The sequence below is a fragment of the Bacillus sp. RO1 genome (assembly GCF_012524115.1).
GTDB lineage: Bacteria > Bacillota > Bacilli > Bacillales > Bacillaceae_I > Sutcliffiella_A.
On sequence record NZ_JAAZWB010000081.1, the window covers coordinates 97030 to 115210 of the forward strand.

15 protein-coding genes are annotated in these 18181 nt (G+C 43.7%); 11 read left to right on the forward strand and 4 right to left on the reverse strand.

Annotated elements, in window-relative coordinates:
• The first annotated feature begins 88 nt into the window (after positions 1–88).
• On the forward strand, positions 89–742 hold the full coding sequence (locus tag HC179_RS13965; RefSeq protein ID WP_168864849.1) for a pyroglutamyl-peptidase I: 654 nt from the start codon (positions 89–91) through the stop codon (positions 740–742).
• A 69-nt stretch (positions 743–811) separates the two neighbouring features.
• Here the strand turns inward: HC179_RS13965 and HC179_RS13970 are convergent, their stop codons facing one another.
• Positions 812–3418 (reverse strand): calcium-translocating P-type ATPase, PMCA-type, encoded by a 2607-nt coding sequence (locus tag HC179_RS13970; protein ID WP_168864850.1) that lies wholly within the window; start codon positions 3416–3418, stop codon positions 812–814.
• Between the two features lie 296 nt (positions 3419–3714).
• On the opposite strand from HC179_RS13970, the gene HC179_RS13975 reads away from it, so the two are divergent.
• A complete protein-coding gene (locus HC179_RS13975; protein ID WP_168864851.1) occupies positions 3715–4221 on the forward strand; it encodes a hypothetical protein in 507 nt (168 codons plus the stop codon).
• Between the two features lie 145 nt (positions 4222–4366).
• Positions 4367–7366, forward strand: coding sequence for a glucosaminidase domain-containing protein (locus HC179_RS13980; RefSeq protein ID WP_168864852.1), 3000 nt, complete (start codon positions 4367–4369; stop codon positions 7364–7366).
• A gap of 58 nt (positions 7367–7424) precedes the next feature.
• On the opposite strand, the gene HC179_RS20900 is transcribed toward HC179_RS13980, so the two are convergent.
• Positions 7425–8108: a hypothetical protein gene (locus tag HC179_RS20900; protein WP_205825328.1), complete on the reverse strand. Its 684-nt coding sequence runs from the start codon at positions 8106–8108 to the stop codon at positions 7425–7427.
• A 325-nt stretch (positions 8109–8433) separates the two neighbouring features.
• Here HC179_RS20900 and HC179_RS13990 point away from each other — a divergent pair, with 325 nt between their 5' ends.
• From HC179_RS13990 to HC179_RS14015, 6 genes are all read left to right on the forward strand, one after another.
• The gene (locus HC179_RS13990) at positions 8434–8616 is read left to right on the forward strand and encodes a hypothetical protein (protein ID WP_168864853.1); all 183 of its coding nucleotides are present in this window, start codon (positions 8434–8436) and stop codon (positions 8614–8616) included.
• A gap of 108 nt (positions 8617–8724) precedes the next feature.
• Entirely contained in the window at positions 8725–9027 is a 303-nt protein-coding gene (locus HC179_RS13995; RefSeq protein ID WP_168864854.1) for a DUF4212 domain-containing protein, read from the forward strand.
• Positions 9028–9146: 119 nt separating this feature from the next.
• Positions 9147–10799 (forward strand): sodium:solute symporter family protein, encoded by a 1653-nt coding sequence (locus tag HC179_RS14000; protein ID WP_168864855.1) that lies wholly within the window; start codon positions 9147–9149, stop codon positions 10797–10799.
• A gap of 68 nt (positions 10800–10867) precedes the next feature.
• Complete coding sequence (locus HC179_RS14005; protein WP_168864856.1) at positions 10868–12826, forward strand: DUF294 nucleotidyltransferase-like domain-containing protein; 1959 nt, start codon at positions 10868–10870, stop codon at positions 12824–12826.
• Positions 12827–12866: 40 nt separating this feature from the next.
• Positions 12867–13511 carry a 3'-5' exonuclease gene (locus tag HC179_RS14010; RefSeq protein WP_168864857.1) on the forward strand — a complete coding sequence of 215 codons (645 nt, stop codon included), beginning with the start codon at positions 12867–12869 and terminating at the stop codon, positions 13509–13511.
• A 135-nt stretch (positions 13512–13646) separates the two neighbouring features.
• Positions 13647–14744, forward strand: coding sequence for an acyltransferase family protein (locus tag HC179_RS14015; protein WP_168864858.1), 1098 nt, complete (start codon positions 13647–13649; stop codon positions 14742–14744).
• A gap of 60 nt (positions 14745–14804) precedes the next feature.
• Here HC179_RS14015 and HC179_RS14020 read toward each other — a convergent pair whose 3' ends face one another.
• Positions 14805–15143 carry a BsuPI-related putative proteinase inhibitor gene (locus tag HC179_RS14020; protein WP_168864859.1) on the reverse strand — a complete coding sequence of 113 codons (339 nt, stop codon included), beginning with the start codon at positions 15141–15143 and terminating at the stop codon, positions 14805–14807.
• A gap of 161 nt (positions 15144–15304) precedes the next feature.
• Positions 15305–16057 (reverse strand): DUF4309 domain-containing protein, encoded by a 753-nt coding sequence (locus HC179_RS14025; RefSeq protein ID WP_168864860.1) that lies wholly within the window; start codon positions 16055–16057, stop codon positions 15305–15307.
• Between the two features lie 446 nt (positions 16058–16503).
• Between HC179_RS14025 and spoIIID the strand changes: the two genes are divergently transcribed.
• Both spoIIID and mreB read left to right on the forward strand, forming a co-directional pair.
• Positions 16504–16767, forward strand: a complete 264-nt coding sequence (spoIIID, locus tag HC179_RS14030; RefSeq protein ID WP_010200304.1) for a sporulation transcriptional regulator SpoIIID — start codon at positions 16504–16506, stop codon at positions 16765–16767.
• A 405-nt stretch (positions 16768–17172) separates the two neighbouring features.
• Positions 17173–18174, forward strand: a complete 1002-nt coding sequence (gene mreB, locus HC179_RS14035; RefSeq protein WP_168864861.1) for a rod shape-determining protein — start codon at positions 17173–17175, stop codon at positions 18172–18174.
• Positions 18175–18181: the final 7 nt, after the last annotated feature.

Genomic DNA, 18181 nt, shown 5'->3' on the forward strand with positions numbered 1-18181 from the left:
CGGTTCACTAGCTCCTTTGAACATCAATCGAGGCGCCATAAGCCAAAACCGTCCTTCCCCTTTCCAAAATATAAGGAGGTCTTCCATCATGACCAAAACCCTACTGTTAACAGGTTTTGAACCGTTTTTGAATTTTAAGATCAATCCAACAGAGGAGATTGTGAGAGAATTGGACCAACAGATAATTGGTCAATACCAAGTCATAAGCCGGGTGCTGCCTGTTGATTTCACCGAATCGGAAAAGTTGTTATTGGAGTATATGGAGGAGCTACAACCAGATGCCGTGGTTTCCCTTGGGCTTGCTGCCGGTAGGGCGCACATAACACCGGAGCGAATTGCAATTAATTGTAAGGATGCTGGTGGTGCGCCTGATAATAATGGAGTAGTGCTTCAGGATGCACCAATCAACCCAGATGGCCCCGACGGCTACTTTTCCACCCTGCCGATCCGCGCGATGGTAAACCATTTAAATGAAAATAATTTTCCTGCAAAAATATCTAATACAGCAGGGACCTACCTATGTAATAACGTCATGTACGCGGCATTGCACAAGCTAGCGCAACAGGGGGCAGACCCAGCGGCTAACCGTACTGATACAGATAAACCGAACACAGCCCAAATCCCGGCAGGCTTCATCCATATTCCAGCCTCACACCAGCTCGCGACCCAGCTCAACAACACACCAAGCTGGTCCCAGAGTGACCTGACTGCAGCCATCAAACTGACAATTGAAACGATGTGAGTGAAGGGAACAATCAACGAAAAAAAACCTGTATTCCTTATGGGATACAGGTCATTGCACATTCCTCTTTCAATCTTTTACAAATATCAACTTATACAGTTGAATCAGCACAAGCGGCATTAGTGCAAGAGCATAGACATAGCCGAACTGGGCAGAAGTTAGTGTGGCAACTTCAAATATCCCCTTTAAAGGATCAACCAGCAGAACAAGCTGCAGGAGCGCGATACCTAAGACGACCGCCCCTATCAAGTAGAGGTTCGAAAACAAGCCCACTTTGAATATCGACTGTCTGGAACGTGCGTTGAAGCCATGAAACAGTCGGGCAAGACATAGTGTGGAAAATGCCATGGTACTGGCTGTCAGAGGATCGTCCATGGTTAGTCCGATATGAAACGCAATCAAGGTAGCCACAGCAATTAAGAATCCTTCACTTAGGAGCCGGGCCGCAAACACTTTATTGAGAAGCGGGGTTTCCACATCCCTCGGTTTTTCATCCATCACTTTTTTATTATGAGGTTCAAGTCCAATTGCAATCGCCGGCATGCTATCTGTCAGCAAATTGATGAACAGCAGATGCACTGGCGCAAATGGGACAGGTAACCCGCCTATAGCAGCATAAAGGACAGATAAAATTCCAGCGGTATTACCGGCAAGCAGGAACCGGATGGAATTTTTGATGTTGGCATAGATGCTTCTTCCGTTCGCAATCGCCTTAACGATGGTGGAAAAGTTATCATCTGTCAGGACCATGGACGAGGCATCCTTTGCCACTTCCGTTCCTGTGATTCCCATGGCGATTCCAATGTTCGCCTGTTTCAATGCAGGACCATCGTTGACACCGTCGCCGGTCATTGCAACGATATTTCCTTTTTCTTGCCAGGCTCGGACAATTCGTATTTTATGCTCTGGAGATACTCGTGCATAGACGGAGATGTCCTCCACCATGCCTTTTAAGTCCTCATCATTTATCTTTTCGAGCTCAAATCCTTCCATTGCTTTATCGCCATCTCTGAAAATCCCGATTTCCTTTGCAATCGCAGAAGCGGTAATTTTATGGTCTCCTGTAATCATCACCGGTTTGATGCCAGCAGAAATGCATCGTTCGACCGCTTCCTTAGACTCCGCACGGGGAGGATCCATCATGGCAGTCAATCCAACAAAGATTAAGTCATGTTCATCCTCGGTAGAGACATTTTCATAATTGTCCACCTCTTTATAAGCAAAGGCTAGCACACGTAGTCCGCTTTCCGAAAAGGAATGATTCACTTCGTCGATTTTCTTCCTGTCCTCTTCTGAAAAATTGGATATGCCATCCGAAGTTTCTATTTTTACCACCCTATCCATCAAAACATCGACGGCACCCTTAGTAATCAGTACCTGTTTGGAATCTAGGGTATGGACAGTACTCATCAGCTTTCTGTCAGAGTCAAAAGGTACTTCCTTCAGTCTAGGGTAGGATCTTCTTGTTTCCATTTCGTCCAATTCATAAATTTCTTCCCCGAAATCTACCAAGGCAATCTCGGTGGGATCTCCAATTTCCTTATCCTTGGTGGTCTCTGCATCGTTACACAAAAGCTGCATATGAAGGAATTTTTCATGCAGGGCCTGGTCCAGCCTCAATTTGTCATGCTCATGGATTTCTGAATCCAGAAACACCTTCTGCACGGTCATTTTATTTTGTGTAAGGGTACCGGTCTTATCTGAACAAATGACAGAGATGCTACCTAAGCTTTCTACTGCGTGAAGCTTTCGGATAATGGCATTTTCCTTTGCCATCTTTTGTGTGCCAAACGCAAGCACGATGGTCACGATGGAGCTCAATGCTTCTGGTATGGCCGCGACTGCCAGGGCAACGGCAAACATGAATGAGTCAATCAATGTCCGTCCCCGAATGATATCAATCGCAAAAATAAGAACAGCAATAATGATAATAGCAATGGCGAGCTTCTTTCCAAAATTATCAAGATTCATCTGAAGTGGCGTTTTCTTCTCTTTCGCACTTTCCATCAAATTGGCGATTTTACCGATTTCCGTTTTCTCTCCGATTTCTGTAACCACAATGACAGCTCTCCCATATGTAACAAAGCTCCCGGAGAATACCATATTCGTCTTATCACCAATGGAAACATCGTCCTCATTAATAGGATCAACGGTTTTATCAACACTGACAGATTCACCCGTCAAGGAGCTTTCATTTACCTGAAGGCTGTGGGCTTCGATGATTCTGCCATCCGCACTTATGTAATCCCCTGCATCAAGGTAGAGTATATCTCCAACCACGACTTCCTTGGATGGTATTTCAATTTTATCTCCATTTCTTAAAACTTTGGCAGTGGGAGACGACAGGTTTTTCAGACTCTTTAGCGATTGCTCCGCTTTTACATGCTGAACGGTTCCAAGAATGGCATTGAGGATAACCACGACCACGATTACGATGGTGCTTTCAAACTTTCCTAAAAAGGCAGATAGTAAAGCTGCTACAATAAGAATAATGACAAGAAAATCCTTGAACTGTTCCATAAAGACCTGAAAAGTGCTTTTTCGCTGATCTTCTCCAAGTTCATTAAAACCATACTGCTCCTGTCTTTTTTTTACTTCCGAATCAGTAAGGCCATCCTTTGTAACCTCAATAGTCTTCAACACTTCTTCAAAGGGTATCTTATAGAATTTATCCATATATAGCTCCTTTCTTAACAGATTTATACTGTCTATACCCGAACTTTAATCACTACATACTATTCCTAAAAAAATAACTGTTATACACATATGAAATTGGTGTTAACTTGAGGTCACAGCACGTAATAAAGCTCTGCATCGAAACGCTCGACTAAAACCAAAAAAAGGCGGCCCCTTCAGCAAGCGGGACCGCCTTTTCCAACCCTCAAAAAGTACAACACCCCCACGTGCTAAATACCGTCCACCCCGAATACCATACTAGAGTGTCAAAAACCAACACCCATGGAGGACCCACCATGACCAAAACAAACATGAAAAAACTCCTGTGCTTTCTGGCAATACTGTCCCTTTTCGCACTATCAGCCTGCAGCGCCGACCCCGTCCAAGAAGACCTCATGACCTATGTAAACGAAGACCTGATGAGCATCTTTGAACTCGAAGCAGAAGCCGTTGACTCCTACTCCAGCGTTTCCGGCAACAACTACACCGATGACTGGACCATGTACGAAACGATGGACACCGTCACCATTCCAGCCTACACCGAATTTATCGAAAAACTAGAAAGCATCCGACCAGAAACGAAAGAAGTACGCGCAGTCCACGAGATCTACATTGACGCCAGCAACACCCAATTCCGTGCCATGAAAATGATCCTAATCGCACTCGAACTCCAAAGCTACGACAAAATCCTTGAAGCCAACGAACTCCTCGACGAAGGCCGCACCAAACTCCGCCAATTCCAAGACGAACTAGAAGAACTAATGGAAGCCCACGAAGTCGAATGGGAAGAGGAAATATTATAAATTCTTACAAAAGCCCCCGAGCAACCAAAAAGGCTCGGGGATTTTTTTGGAAAATTAAACTTTAGGAAACTATTAAAATATTTGTAAACAAATGGTATGATGAAACAAGAAAAAAAGATAGATTCGTAAAAAAGGGGGATTTTTTTTGAGGAGACTAGGTAAATTCTTCTCTAGTAGTTTAATCGGTTTGTTGTTGTTTACTACTCTAGTGACACCTACATTTGCCGAAGCAGTAAAAGCCGAGTACATAAAAGAAAACGGTTTTTATGTGGAGCTACTAGAAGAAGCTACATTGGTTGACATGAAAAGCCAAGAGAAATTAGTCACATTGTCAAAAGGCATCGTTCTAAAAGTAACGCACCAGGGAGAAGAGCTCCTCACTTTATGGAACAAAGAAGTGGTTCAACTAGTAACATCTTCTTTTGAGGAAGTAGAAGTGGAAGAGAATATCGAAGCTGAGCGTGTTGGAACTCTTCTCACAACCTCTGAAGTGACAATTTTAAATGTTGAGGAAAAAGAGGTAGTCTTGGCTACCCTCGAAAAGGATGTAACCATTGACTTTCACGCCCAAACGGAGGAAGGATACCAAGTATTCGTTGGGACAACGGAAGGTTACATAAATTCTACTGATGTCAAAATGGTGGAAGAAGCATCTGAAAACGAGACAGTAGAAGAAACACTGGAAGAATCTGAAGAGACAACTACGGTAGAGGAAACAGCCAACGTAGAAGAAAACGATGAAGCTCCAGAAACAAGTACAGAACAACCCGCAGATGAAGCGACTGAAGCTACTGCTAAACCTAGTACAGACAAAAACAAAACGCTTGAAACAGTTGAAGAGGAAGGAAGCGACACGACTGAAGTACTTGCAACAACAAGCTTCACCTCTTCTGACAAGTACTTTGAAGCAGCAGACAGACTATCTGTCTACGATAACAGCTCAGGCAAACTAGTACATGTCGGTTACTTGAACAAAGGACAAGTATTCCCTAGGGTCAGTGACTATGGAAGCTGGCACAAAATTAAATATGGCAACGGATATGGGTTTGTATGGAAAGCATCTACCATCCCTGCAACACAGGAAAAAATCAACCTCATCAAAAATTTAAATACTGGTGAGACCAACAGCGGAAGATTCATTGAAACGATTGATACCATCAGTGTCTATGATAATACATCCGGTTCACTAGTATCTTTTGCCTCCTTGTTTAAAGGTATCACATACCCAATTATCGGAGACTTCAGCAGCAGCTGGGTAAAAGTTGATGTGGCCGGGCGAATCGGATATGTGTACAAGCCTGCTACCAAAACAACTTTTCAGCCATCAGACAAGTACTTCGAAGTAACAGGTAGCAATGCGCCTATACTTGAAAATGGCCAAAGCAATGCTAAAGTTGTAGGATATTTGTCAAAAGGCCAAATTTTTCCAAGGGTAGATGAGCAGAATGGCTATCACCGCATCAAATTTGGAGACGGCTATGCCTTTGTTTCCAAAACCAATACAGAGCCATCAGATTCATCAAAAATTAAGAATGAAAACAAAGATTTGAAAAACTCATCTACTTATATCGTGACAACATCAGATGTCAGCCTCTACGATAACAGCACCGGCTCTCTAATTCTAATGGGAACCATGCTAAAAGGGACAAGATATCCTATCATCTCCCAAACTAGTAGTTGGATCAAAGTGGATGTTGGCGGCAGAATTGCAAGCATCTATAAACCTGCAACCAGACAAGAATTCAAAGCTGCAGACGAATACTTCCAAGTCATCCAAGACAGAGTAACCGTCTACAGCAACAGCACCGGTGCCTTATTACCAGTGGGGCATCTAATCAAAGGCCAATCCTACAAAAGAGTGAGCGACTACGGCAACAGCTGGCACCGTATCAAATACGGAAACGGTTACGGATATGTATGGAAAGAAGCGACAACGGTTTCTACAAGCAGTGCAGTACCAAAACAAAACCCTGGCAAGGAAAACGCTGACAGAAAGTTTTACACAATAGATAACCTGACAGTCTATGACAACTCAACAGGAAAACTGCTGCCATTCGGATCCATCAGATTCGGAGAAAGCTACCCAATTATCCGTGATTATAGCTCTACATGGTATGAAGTGGACTTTGCCGGAAGACTGGGCTATGTACATAAATCAGCAACCCAAGAAGGCGCAACATACAAAACAACACCATACGATATGACGCTCGAACAAATGCTTGAAGTCCAGTACAAATTGTTCCCAAAACCACAAACAGAAGAGAAATATCAAAGCCACTACTATATGAGAGAAGATGGTCTTGATGTGAATGGGGATGTTGGTACTGTTAATTCTCCGGAAACAGAGGGGTTTAATTTTAGAGATGAACCTAACAAATACGCTGAATCGTATGGTTATCTCCTAAACGGCGAAAAAGTTGAAGTAATTGGATTGGACTCAGCAGTAGATGAAGATGGCTATAGATGGTACAAAGTCTTTCCGAAGTACATCAACGCAAAAGAGGAAGACACATTATCGAAATTGAATCCTGAAAATTATCAGGAAGACAACCTCCAATTCCTGGTACTATCAAAGCCGGCTAATACGGATTACAATGACTTGAATGACTACCTTGAAGATGAAAATATATTTCTTGGTAAAGGAAAAGCCTTTGTGCAAGCAGCAAAGAGATATCAAATAAACGAGCTATACCTTATCTCCCATGCAATCCTTGAAACGGGACGTGGTACTTCAGAACTTGCTCAAGGAATGTTAGTTACTGAAGTAGATGGTAAAGCTGTTGAACCGAGAACGGTCTATAACATGTTCGGAGTTGGAGCAAACGACAGATGCGAACTTGGAAGATCACAGGACTGCGGAGCGGAATTTGCTTATAAAAAGGAATGGTTCAGTCCAGAAGAAGCAATTATTGGCGGCGCAAAATATGCTTCAGAGCAGTATGTCTATAATCCAGAATTCAAACAAGACACACTATATAAAATGAGATGGAATCCTGGATTTACAGGAATAGAAGGTAGAAATCAATACGCTACAGACATCGCGTGGGCGGACAGCCAAGTGAAGATTCTTGCTGGTATGTACCAAGTTATAGAAACGGATAACGTTTTTACTTTTGATTACCCTGTATACAAAGATTCTAACTAAAACAAAACACCATTACTCAAACGAATGAGTAATGGTGTTTTCTATAATTCTAAATCTGTTAGCTTCCAATCGCCTCTGTTTCCACTGCGCTCTCTAAATAATCGCGAACCGCTTCGCGCATAGGATCATAGCTTGTCCCTGCTAAAGCCTCTTCACTATGTAAAAACTCATACAGCTCGGTAAGCTGCGATTTAGTCAAATGATCAAGCTCAATAATGGCTCCATCCTCTTCGTAATAATAGCCCAGCAAATCATACACAACTGGTATATATAAAGAATCAAATTCAAATCTCCAGTCTATCAGAACATCTCTAATACCATCATGATCAAGAGGCTTCTCCTGATCAACCACTTCCAGCACTTCCTCTTCCTCGATAACAGGTTCAGCAGGCTCTATCGGAGTAGAAGGAGGAGAAATGGGTTCTTTCGGCTTAATAGGCTCAGGTTCCGGCTTGGGTTCTGGCTCAGGTTCTGGCTCAGGTTCTGGCTTAGGCTCCGGATTAGGTTCCGGCTTGGGTTCCGGCTCGGGTTCTGGCTCAGGTTCCGGCTTAGGTTCTGGCTCTGGTTCCGGCTTGGGCTCCGGCTTAGGTTCTGGCTTGGGTTCAGGCTTAGGCTCTGGATCAGGATCATCCTCGTTATTAGGTGTAATTAAATTAAGCTTTATCTCCGTCTCAGCGTAACTTATCACAGAAAAACTTAAAATGATAGCACTCCCAAGAAGGATAGCTAAAAATTTTCTCACAGTAAAACCTCCAAGCATTTTTTGGACGAATAAAAAGATTGCTACTTTATTATACCGATAGTTTTAACAAATTTACATAATTTTTCAAAAAACCACCACTATTTAACCAAAAAACTATTGTACTAATACACACCAAAATCCAACGCTCGAAAAATGTAGATTTCTATTCAAAAACAAACAGTTGACTTGAAACCACCCATATACCATAATCTAATTATTAGAATTATTATAAAATTCTGTCTTAATACAGAATAAACAAAACAGAAAAAGGAGGTAGATTCGACACAAAAAACTAAAGCGCTTACAAAAAGGAGGCAAACACGACATGCTATTATTCTACCTATTTCTAATCATCACCGTCACCAGCATCTTTCTAGCAATCAAAAAACAAAAGCCATTCCTACTATCAGTCCCAATAGCAACCCTAATCACCTACGCCGTCGTGGAAATCGCCCTAGTACCAGCACCCTTCCTCGACACCATCAAATTCATCTTCAGCCTAAGATAACGATGTTAACCAACGTCTGAAAAATTTTAACCCAAAAGGGGTCAGACCCCGGCAGGAATTTCGCCAACCGCGTCGAACCCCACTCCAAAACCAAAAGGAGGCTAACCTTTGAAAAAAATCGAGAAGTCCGTTGCTGATGCTTATTTTCGTGAGAAGAACAAGTTCATCTTCATTTATTTAGCTATTTGGCTTGGCGTTTCATTTGGCATTGTCCTGTTTGCCGAATCCCTGCAATTCACTATTTTCGGAGGCTTCCCGTTCCATTACTTCATGGGCGCACAAGGATCAATTATTGTCTTTATCATTCTATTATTCGTCAATGCCAAAATCAGCGACAAAATCGACGCAAAATATGGTATTGATGAAAAGGCCAACGAAGTCCTAAGCGCAGGCAAAACACTAGATCATTAAACTAACCTATACACACCACACCAAAGACTCCTACCAAAACTCACACAAGCTGACTCTTCACAGAACCTCACAGACCATTGAAAATAGAAACCTCACTAAACCCAAAGGGGGCCCAACGTTTGGATAATCAGTTTATCGTCTCACTCACCCTGATCCTGATCACATTCGGACTCTATATCGGAATTGCCATCTACAATAAAGCACGCCAAACCTCCGACTTCTACGTAGCAGGCCGCGGCGTTCCACCGATTTTCAACGGAATGGCCATCGGCGCTGACTGGATGAGTGCAGCCTCATTCATCGGACTTGCCGGGACCATCATGCTACTTGGATACGACGGACTTGCCTACATAATGGGATGGACAGGCGGTTACCTGCTCCTTACCTTCCTTCTTGCACCACAACTGAGAAAATACGGCCGGTACACCGTGCCAGAATTCATCGGTGATCGCTTTGACAGCCACACTGCCCGCGTCATCGCAGCAATCTGTACCATCATCATCAGCTTCACCTACTCCATCGGCCAACTTTCCGGCTCCGGAGTAGTAATCGGCCGCTTGCTAGAAGTAGACGCAAGAATAGGCACCTTGATAGGGGTAGTCCTAATTGCATTCTACGCCGCATTCGGTGGGATGAAGGGGATTACCTGGACACAGGTGGCACAGTACATCATCCTGATCATTGCTTACCTAGTTCCGGTAATATTCATGTCCCTGCAACTGACAAACAATCCATTACCATGGCTAACCTACGGAAACCTTGTCAACGAACTTGGGGCTCTCGACCGTGAACTCGGTTTATCCGAATACTTTGCACCTTTCACAAACGGCACCAAATGGCAGTTCCTGGCACTCATGTTTACACTGATGGCGGGAACAGCAGGTCTGCCACACGTAATCGTACGTTTCTACACCGTTTCGACTATGAAAGCAGCTCGCTGGTCAGGAGCATGGGCCCTACTTTTCATCGGTCTTCTATATCTGTCGGCACCGGCATATGCAGCATTTTCACGCTTCATCCTGATGAAACAAGTAGCAGGAAGCCCGATCGACCAGCTTCCGGCATGGACGCAATCCTGGGTCAACACAGGAAAACTTCAGCTTGCTGATACAAATGGGGATGGTATCCTGCAATGGACCGAACTCATCATCGCAAATGACATCGTCGTTATGGCCACACCGGAAATCGCCAACCTTGGTGTCTTTGTCATCGGACTCGTAGCGGCAGGCGCTATGGCAGCAGCTCTATCCACAGCAGGAGGACTGATGATTGCCATTTCGTCCTCATTTGCCCATGATATTTACTACCGTGTCATGAGACCGAATGCAACCGATAAAAACCGTCTAATGGTAGGCCGTGTCACCATTGTCACCGCAACCGTTCTGGCGGGTCTTGTAGCGTTGAACCCACCAGGGGCCATCACCCAGATCGTCGCATGGGCATTCGCGCTCGCTTCCGGAACCTTCTTCCCGGCACTTCTCCTTGGAGTATGGTGGAAACGTGCCAACGCACAGGGAGTCATCGCAGGGATGCTTGTCGGACTTGCCGTCACGCTATCCTATATTTTCGCAGCAAAATACGGCGGCTTCACTGTTCTTGGCATTATCGACACAGGAGCGGGTGTCTTCGGAGCGACTGCAGCCATCATCACCATCATTGTCGTATCGCTACGAACAAAAGCACCATCACAAAAAATTCAAGATGAAGTAGTCGACCTTCGTTATCCAGAACAAATGTCATATAAAGATGGGAACGTCTGGATCGACAACTAAAATAAGTAGCAGGGAGGAGCGGCGTTAAAGCACGTCGCTCTCTTCCTTACCAAAAAGGAGCCACCAACATGTTGCACCTCCTAACCAAAAACCTGACACAAGCCCAGGCAATCAAAATTAACAACCAATGCGAAATCTTCCATTACAATCAAGATGACATCATCCTTCATGCCGCAGACAACCGTGAAGGCGTCTTTTTCGTGCTTTCCGGCATGGCAGAAGTATATATACCATCTCAAAAATCTAGAGAAGAAGTCCTCGAAATCATCAAACCTAACGAACTCATCGGTCTGTCCAACGTCCATCACTTTCTTTCCAACCATTTCCCACAAAACATACAAATAGATCCTAAGATACCCTTGTATCCGGACCAGGTCTCAAAGACGCAGCTACAACCTTATCCATCCCTCATCCAAGTCCGCGCAATTGATGACCTAGAGGCACTTTTTATTCCATTCACTGTGTTAAAAGAAAGATGGTCCGAGCCAGGCATCCGTGATTTTCTTTTAGACCAGGTCAGCTCCAGACTGCACGACGTATACCATTCGCTTGCCGAACAAATCAATATGAACACCACCATTAATCCAGTAAGCGATCAGACCGTTCTCCGGGTCCAAGATTTCATGCAACCAGCCAAGTCTACAGTTCAAGCCAACACAACCGACACCATCCAATCCTTAGCAGAAAATTTGTCCCGAAACAACACTAAAACAGCCGCTGTAATAGTAGATAACAACATAATTCATGGAATCATCACAATAAGCGACTTCCTCCATCGCGTCATCACCGGCAGCAAGGGCACCCAAGAACAAGTTCATACCATCATGACCGAAAAACCGATTACCATCCCAAGTACCGCCTACTACTACGAAGCACTTACTACCATGATTCTAAACGGCATCAAACATCTGCCAGTCACAACAGAAGACAACCGGCTGGCAGGAATCGTCACATTGCAAGACCTGCTCCAAGCCAAACAACCAACCGATATACTTCAAAATACAGAAACACTAAAAAACATCGCCAAAGAAAATCTGGCACAAGCCAAACAAAATCTTTACGCAACCCTCAACACCATGCTTCAACAACAAGTCCCGATCATCCACACGCTTGAAGTCATGAACACCCTATACGACCAACTGGTTCATCGTTGTATAGAGCTATCCATAAAAGAAATGTCAACCGAACCTCCTACAAAATTCTGTTTCTATCTCATGGGAAGTGGGGCGAGAAAAGAACAGTTCCTCCTCACCGATCAGGACCATTTCCTAGTCTATGAGGACGATACAAACAAAAAATCAGATACTCATAGCGACCATATCGCCACCCGATACTTCACAGATCTAGCAGAAAAAATCGTCGCAAACCTGGAAATCGCCGGATACAAACGATGCAAGGGCGATATGATGGCATCTAACCCGATCTGGCGCGGCACACTCCAACAATGGGGGTCCCGCATCCATGAATGGACACTAAATGCCACCAATGACCGCTTGCTATTAGCTCAAAATTTTTTCTCATATCGCTATATCTTCGGAGACAACGACCTGCACTATCAGTTTCAACAAAAAATAATCAACTCACTAGACCGAGCCAAAATCTTTCTATATCGGCTGTCCCAACTCGAAAGGGAAAATCCAATCCCAACCTTGGAACAACCACTCAGGTCTATATTCCGCCGTAACAAAAAACAACTAGACCTGAAAAAAGAAGTTCTTTTTCCATATCACCACAGCCTACAGATTCTTGCACTCATGCATGGAGTCACATACGGCACACCAATTGACAAAATAGACCAGCTCCACCAAAAAAAGATCCTCTCGGAAAACTTCCAAAAGGATCTCAAAGCATCGATCAGTACCATCCTAAACTATTACGTCCGCAATCGATACAACCAACACCAAAGAGGGGAAGAGCTCACATCAACCTTAACACTGACCACCCTCTCTACCCGTGAAAAAGAAGAGCTGATGCTAAGCATTCGACTCATTAAAGAGCTTCAAAACCACATGCTTTCCTATTATTAAACGTGGAGCGAAACCGCCAAAAAGGAGGTGCCTACAAAATATGTTCTCATTCGCAAAAAAGCATTATTTCCCGAGCAATTTAGCAGAAAATATCCTGCTTTCCACACCTGTCGACAAACTCGAATTCACTGTATTCGATACAGAAACAACAGGCTTCAACGTGGCCAGGGATGACAGACTAATAGAACTTGGCGCGGTGAAAATAAAGAACCTCCAAGTCATCGATGACAGCGCCTATCAAACATACATCAACCCGAATCGACAAATTCCTCGGGAAATTACCGACCTAACCGGTATAACTCACAACCAAACAAACCAAGCGCCACAAGCACTAGAAGCCATCACCAAGCTGACCAACATCGCCAACCAAACATCAGTCTGCTATGTCGGCCACTATGTCGCATTTGATATGCATGCGATACAAGCAGAACTAAAACGCAACAACATGAAATGGAAAAACCCTAAATCCCTTGATACACTGGACCTTATCGGCTATATCGCCCCTAGCTACGACATGCGCGACCTTGAAAAATACGCCCGAGATTTTGGTACAAGAATCTACCAACGCCATTCCGCCCTGGGTGACGCCATGACCACTGCCTATCTATTTACCGAACTGCTCCAGATCTGCCATGACCGTGGAGTGCAGACATGGGGGGATTTGTTGAATTTAGGAACTAATTAAATGTTGTCATTCGTTCAAGAAAAATAATACAAAATTAAAAATAACTTTACCCGAATTTTTAAATACATGCTATAATGTTCTCAATAAAGAACAAAAAACATCTCCAAACTTAACCTAAAAGGAGCGGCAAATCTCATGAAAAGGGTAAAAACTCAACAACTCCACCTAATCCAACTACTTCGTGCAGTCGCCATCCTTTTCGTCATGCTAGGCCATCTCAACGGACTTCTCTTCAAAAGATATGCCCAGGACTGGTTCGGCATGGGCGAGTGGGGGAGGACAGGCGGGGTGGATATGTTCTTTGTCATTAGTGGGTTCATGATTGCTTATCTATACAAACACAAAATAGGGGAGTCCGGACACGCGGGCACCTTTCTTCTAAAACGCATCACACGGATCATCCCGTATTATTGGCTCACAACCTTTGGAGTACTATCAATACTGCTCATATTTCCATATTTCGGCGAACAATTCAGTCTGTCATATGTCATACAATCCTTATTTCTCCTATCAGATGATCCCATTCTGACAGTCGCATGGTCATTGAAACACATTTTTTTCTTCTATTTAATGTTCACCTTGCTATTGTTCAAACCAGCTATAGGAAGGCTAACCATCGCAACCTACCTTACAACCATCATCACGTGCTACTTCATCGACTTTTACCCTGAAAATATATTGGTAGCTACTATGCTAAATGTCAGCAACCTGACCATTTGGCTCGGTGCTATCGTGGCTTTTTCCCTAACATCATCACGCGTCAACATAAACCACCTAATAGGAGGGGCCCTAACCATCATTGGAATTGCCGCATTCCTGTTAATCTGGACAAACAACACCTATCAATTCCTAAATATTGAAGAGGGTACGATTCGACCACTTCTATACGGCATCAGCTCATGCTTTCTTGTGGCTGGTTTAGGGTCCATTGATCTCAATCAAAAAACAAAAGTTAACAAGTTGCTCGACTATATTGGAAAAGCATCATTCTCTATTTTCCTGACCCATAGTTTATTTCTCATGCTATTCATCATCCTCTTCATCGAAAATGCAAAAATACAAGAGGTCATCGGTTGGGACCTGACCATGGTAGCAATCCTTCTGCTAGCAACGACAGGAGGGCTGCTAGCTTACCAATTTGTTGAGAAACCATTGAACAAACGTCTGAACACCCTACTGAACCACAACAAAATGCACCATCATTCAACAGTACGAGCAAAAAAAATCTCATGAAAAGATAAAAGGGGACGGTCCAAAAGAACCGTCCCCATCTTCAAGACAGGTCCCATACACCTATATATCAAATTCCAACCGATCCCTAACCCCAGGCCAATCTGAATCAGCCAATACCACAATCACCTTATGATGACCAGGCTGCAGATTTTTCAACGGGATATCAAAGCTCAATTCCTGCCCCGGATCAACCATAATTTCCTCATAGATCATCGTGAACATTTTTCCCTCTGAAAATTGTTCGATCCGCACGCCATCCCTATACAAGATATAGTCATACCGCTGCCCGCTACGGAACGTTACCTTTTCCGGAACATCGCCAGTATTTTCTACAACAAAATGCAACATCACAGAATCCGGACCACTTTCAGAATACGTCAACTTGGCTTCCAAACCCATGCCACAACACTCCCATCGCAATCTAATCCTTTACTAGACTATTCGACAAAACTACGACTATACCTCTAATGATTGGAGAATAGGAAAAAGGGTGCTGTATTCTTAAATGTAGAATATCATCACAATATTATCTTGAATTTTTTGCAAGCTGTATTTTTGGACTACATCAGCTTTAACTCCCGTAAGTGGAAGCGTAATAACGTTTTTTCTTCTGGTAGGAACTCGAAATACAGCTCATATTTATCGTCAATCGTGTAGTAATAAAAATATAAACCTTCCATTTCGTTTAGTCCTTCTTGTTCCGGTTCACCCATTAGCTTCTCAACATCATCTGGTGTCAGTTGTTCAGGTGCAATCACTGTTAGCAATCCGACGGTATTTTCGCCTGCAGCTGTGCCGTAGCCCGTTTGGGAATATGTATAATAAAGGGCTTCATTTCGCTGGATATAAGCATCTGGTTCACCCAGTTCATTGACGATTGTCATAATCGGTGTTCCGATACTATAGCCATCTGGAGTAAACTTTCCTTCTTTTATACTTTCTAAGAAATGTTCATCTATCACAAAGGTTTCAGCAGGGGTAAAGGAATGGTTAAAGTCGACCGAAAGCTCCGGATCCGCACACTCCTCCGCCTCTTTCACTTCTATACCTTCTGCACCCATTTGAAAAGTGAGCACACAGCCATTATCTTTTTTTTGAAAAACTGCAACGTTTCCATCCTTTTTCGCGTATCCGCCTAAACTCTTTACTGAAACGAAAAATTCGGAAGAATCCTCAGATTTTGGAGTAGGATCATTATTAGAAACTTTTATATTAAAAGAAAAGCCTTCCTCCGTTTCATCATATGTAGTTAATTGCCCAACAATGGCTGGTTCGGAAGCAGTAAACCAATCACCATGCCAATTATCGGTCAAAGGAACATCCTCCTCTAAGATAGTTTCCTTTCCCGCTACTGGAACCACCTCACTAGAACCACCCTGACAACCCGCGAGAAACAAAAATGAACAACACAACGGTATGAATAATCTATTTATGACAAGGCCCCCCTAAATATTGGTTTTTCGAACCAATTATAGCACTTGGATACTTAAAACGGCTCCATTTTCAAAAAAATCAAACAAAAGCCTTGTCCCTCTTGACATTGTTGGCATAAACAACCAATCAAGCTAATAAACTGATACAAACCAAACATACAAAGAGAGTGTTTGAGGTGAGGGATCGTAGATTGTCTCGAAGAATTACACCAGCCATCCTACTTTTGTTTCCTATACAACTATAAATATATGCACTTCGTTACATCGGTATAAGCGGGTCTCATTTCACACTTCTCAACATCCACAATTTAGGGAGGGCGAGTGGTGTGCACGATTACATCAAAGAGAGAACTATCAAGATTGGAAAGTATATCGTGGAGACAAAGAAAACAGTTCGCGTGATAGCGAAAGAGTTTGGCGTTTCCAAAAGTACTGTCCACAAGGACTTGACCGAAAGGCTGCCGGAGATCAACCCAGACTTAGCAAACGAAGTCAAAACAATCCTTGATTACCATAAATCCATCAGGCATTTACGGGGCGGCGAAGCAACCAAGATGAAATACAAGAAAGAGGAAGAAGCCGTAAAATAAAGCAGAAATACCAGGGCGATGGAAACGCTCTGGTATTTTTGGTTTTTTAGAAAAAATGATGGTGGAAAATGGTTTTGGCACCAACTATGGTTCTTCTGGCACGAACTCAAGTGATTTTGGCACGAACTTGATGCGTTTTGGCACGAACTCCCCTCAAATCGGCACGAACTTTTATCGGAAAATCAACGTCTAAATACACGTAAGCTACTTTCGACAAAATACTCAAAAAAATGACACAGAACCACTGTTAAATTTCACCTTTATTTTGTAAAATGTGATAGAATATACAATTAGGACTAAAGATAGTGTTCATTAGTAATTTGCAACCAAACAAACAAAGAACATTCAGATAAAAAGTCGAAAGCAACAGCAAAAAAGCATAAATGCAAGGAGGAAAAAAGAAAGATGTTTGCAAGGGATATCGGAATTGACCTGGGTACGGCGAACGTACTCATCCATGTAAAAGGAAAAGGGATCGTCTTAAACGAGCCATCCGTAGTAGCACTAGACACAAACACAGGAAAAGTATTGGCGGTAGGGGAAGAAGCACGCAAAATGGTCGGGCGTACTCCAGGAAACATCGTTGCGATGCGACCGCTAAAAGACGGAGTCATCGCAGACTTCGAAGTAACAGAAGCAATGCTCAAGCACTTCATCAAAAAACTGAACGTAAAAGGCTTCCTATCCAAGCCACGCATCCTTATTTGCTGCCCGACCAACATCACATCCGTTGAGCAAAAAGCAATCAGAGAAGCGGCAGAAAAGAGCGGCGGCAAAAAAGTCTATCTTGAAGAAGAGCCAAAAGTCGCAGCGATCGGAGCAGGCATGGACATCTTCCAACCGAGCGGAAACATGGTAGTGGATATCGGTGGCGGAACAACAGACGTAGCAGTCCTTTCCATGGGCGACATTGTAACCGCTTCTTCCATCAAAATGGCCGGCGACAAATTCGACGCTGAAATCCTTCAATACATCAAAAAGAAGTACAAGCTTCTTATCGGTGAACGCACAGCAGAAAACATCAAGATCGAAATCGCAACCGTATTCCCTGGCGGCCGCAACGAATCCATCGACATCCGCGGACGCGATATGGTAAGCGGGCTGCCGCAAACGATCACCGTCAAATCCGACGAGATCGAAGAAGCACTGCGCGAATCCGTTCAAGTCATCGTGCAAGCAGCAAAAAGCGTCCTAGAACGCACACCGCCAGAACTATCCGCAGACATCATCGACCGCGGTGTCATCCTGACAGGCGGAGGAGCACTCTTGCACGGAATGGACCAACTCCTAGCAGAAGAACTAAAAGTACCAGTCCTAGTAGCAGAACAACCAATGGACTGCGTAGCAATCGGCACAGGCATCATGCTCGACCACATCGACAGCCTCCCAAGAAAAAGCTACGCCTAACCAACCA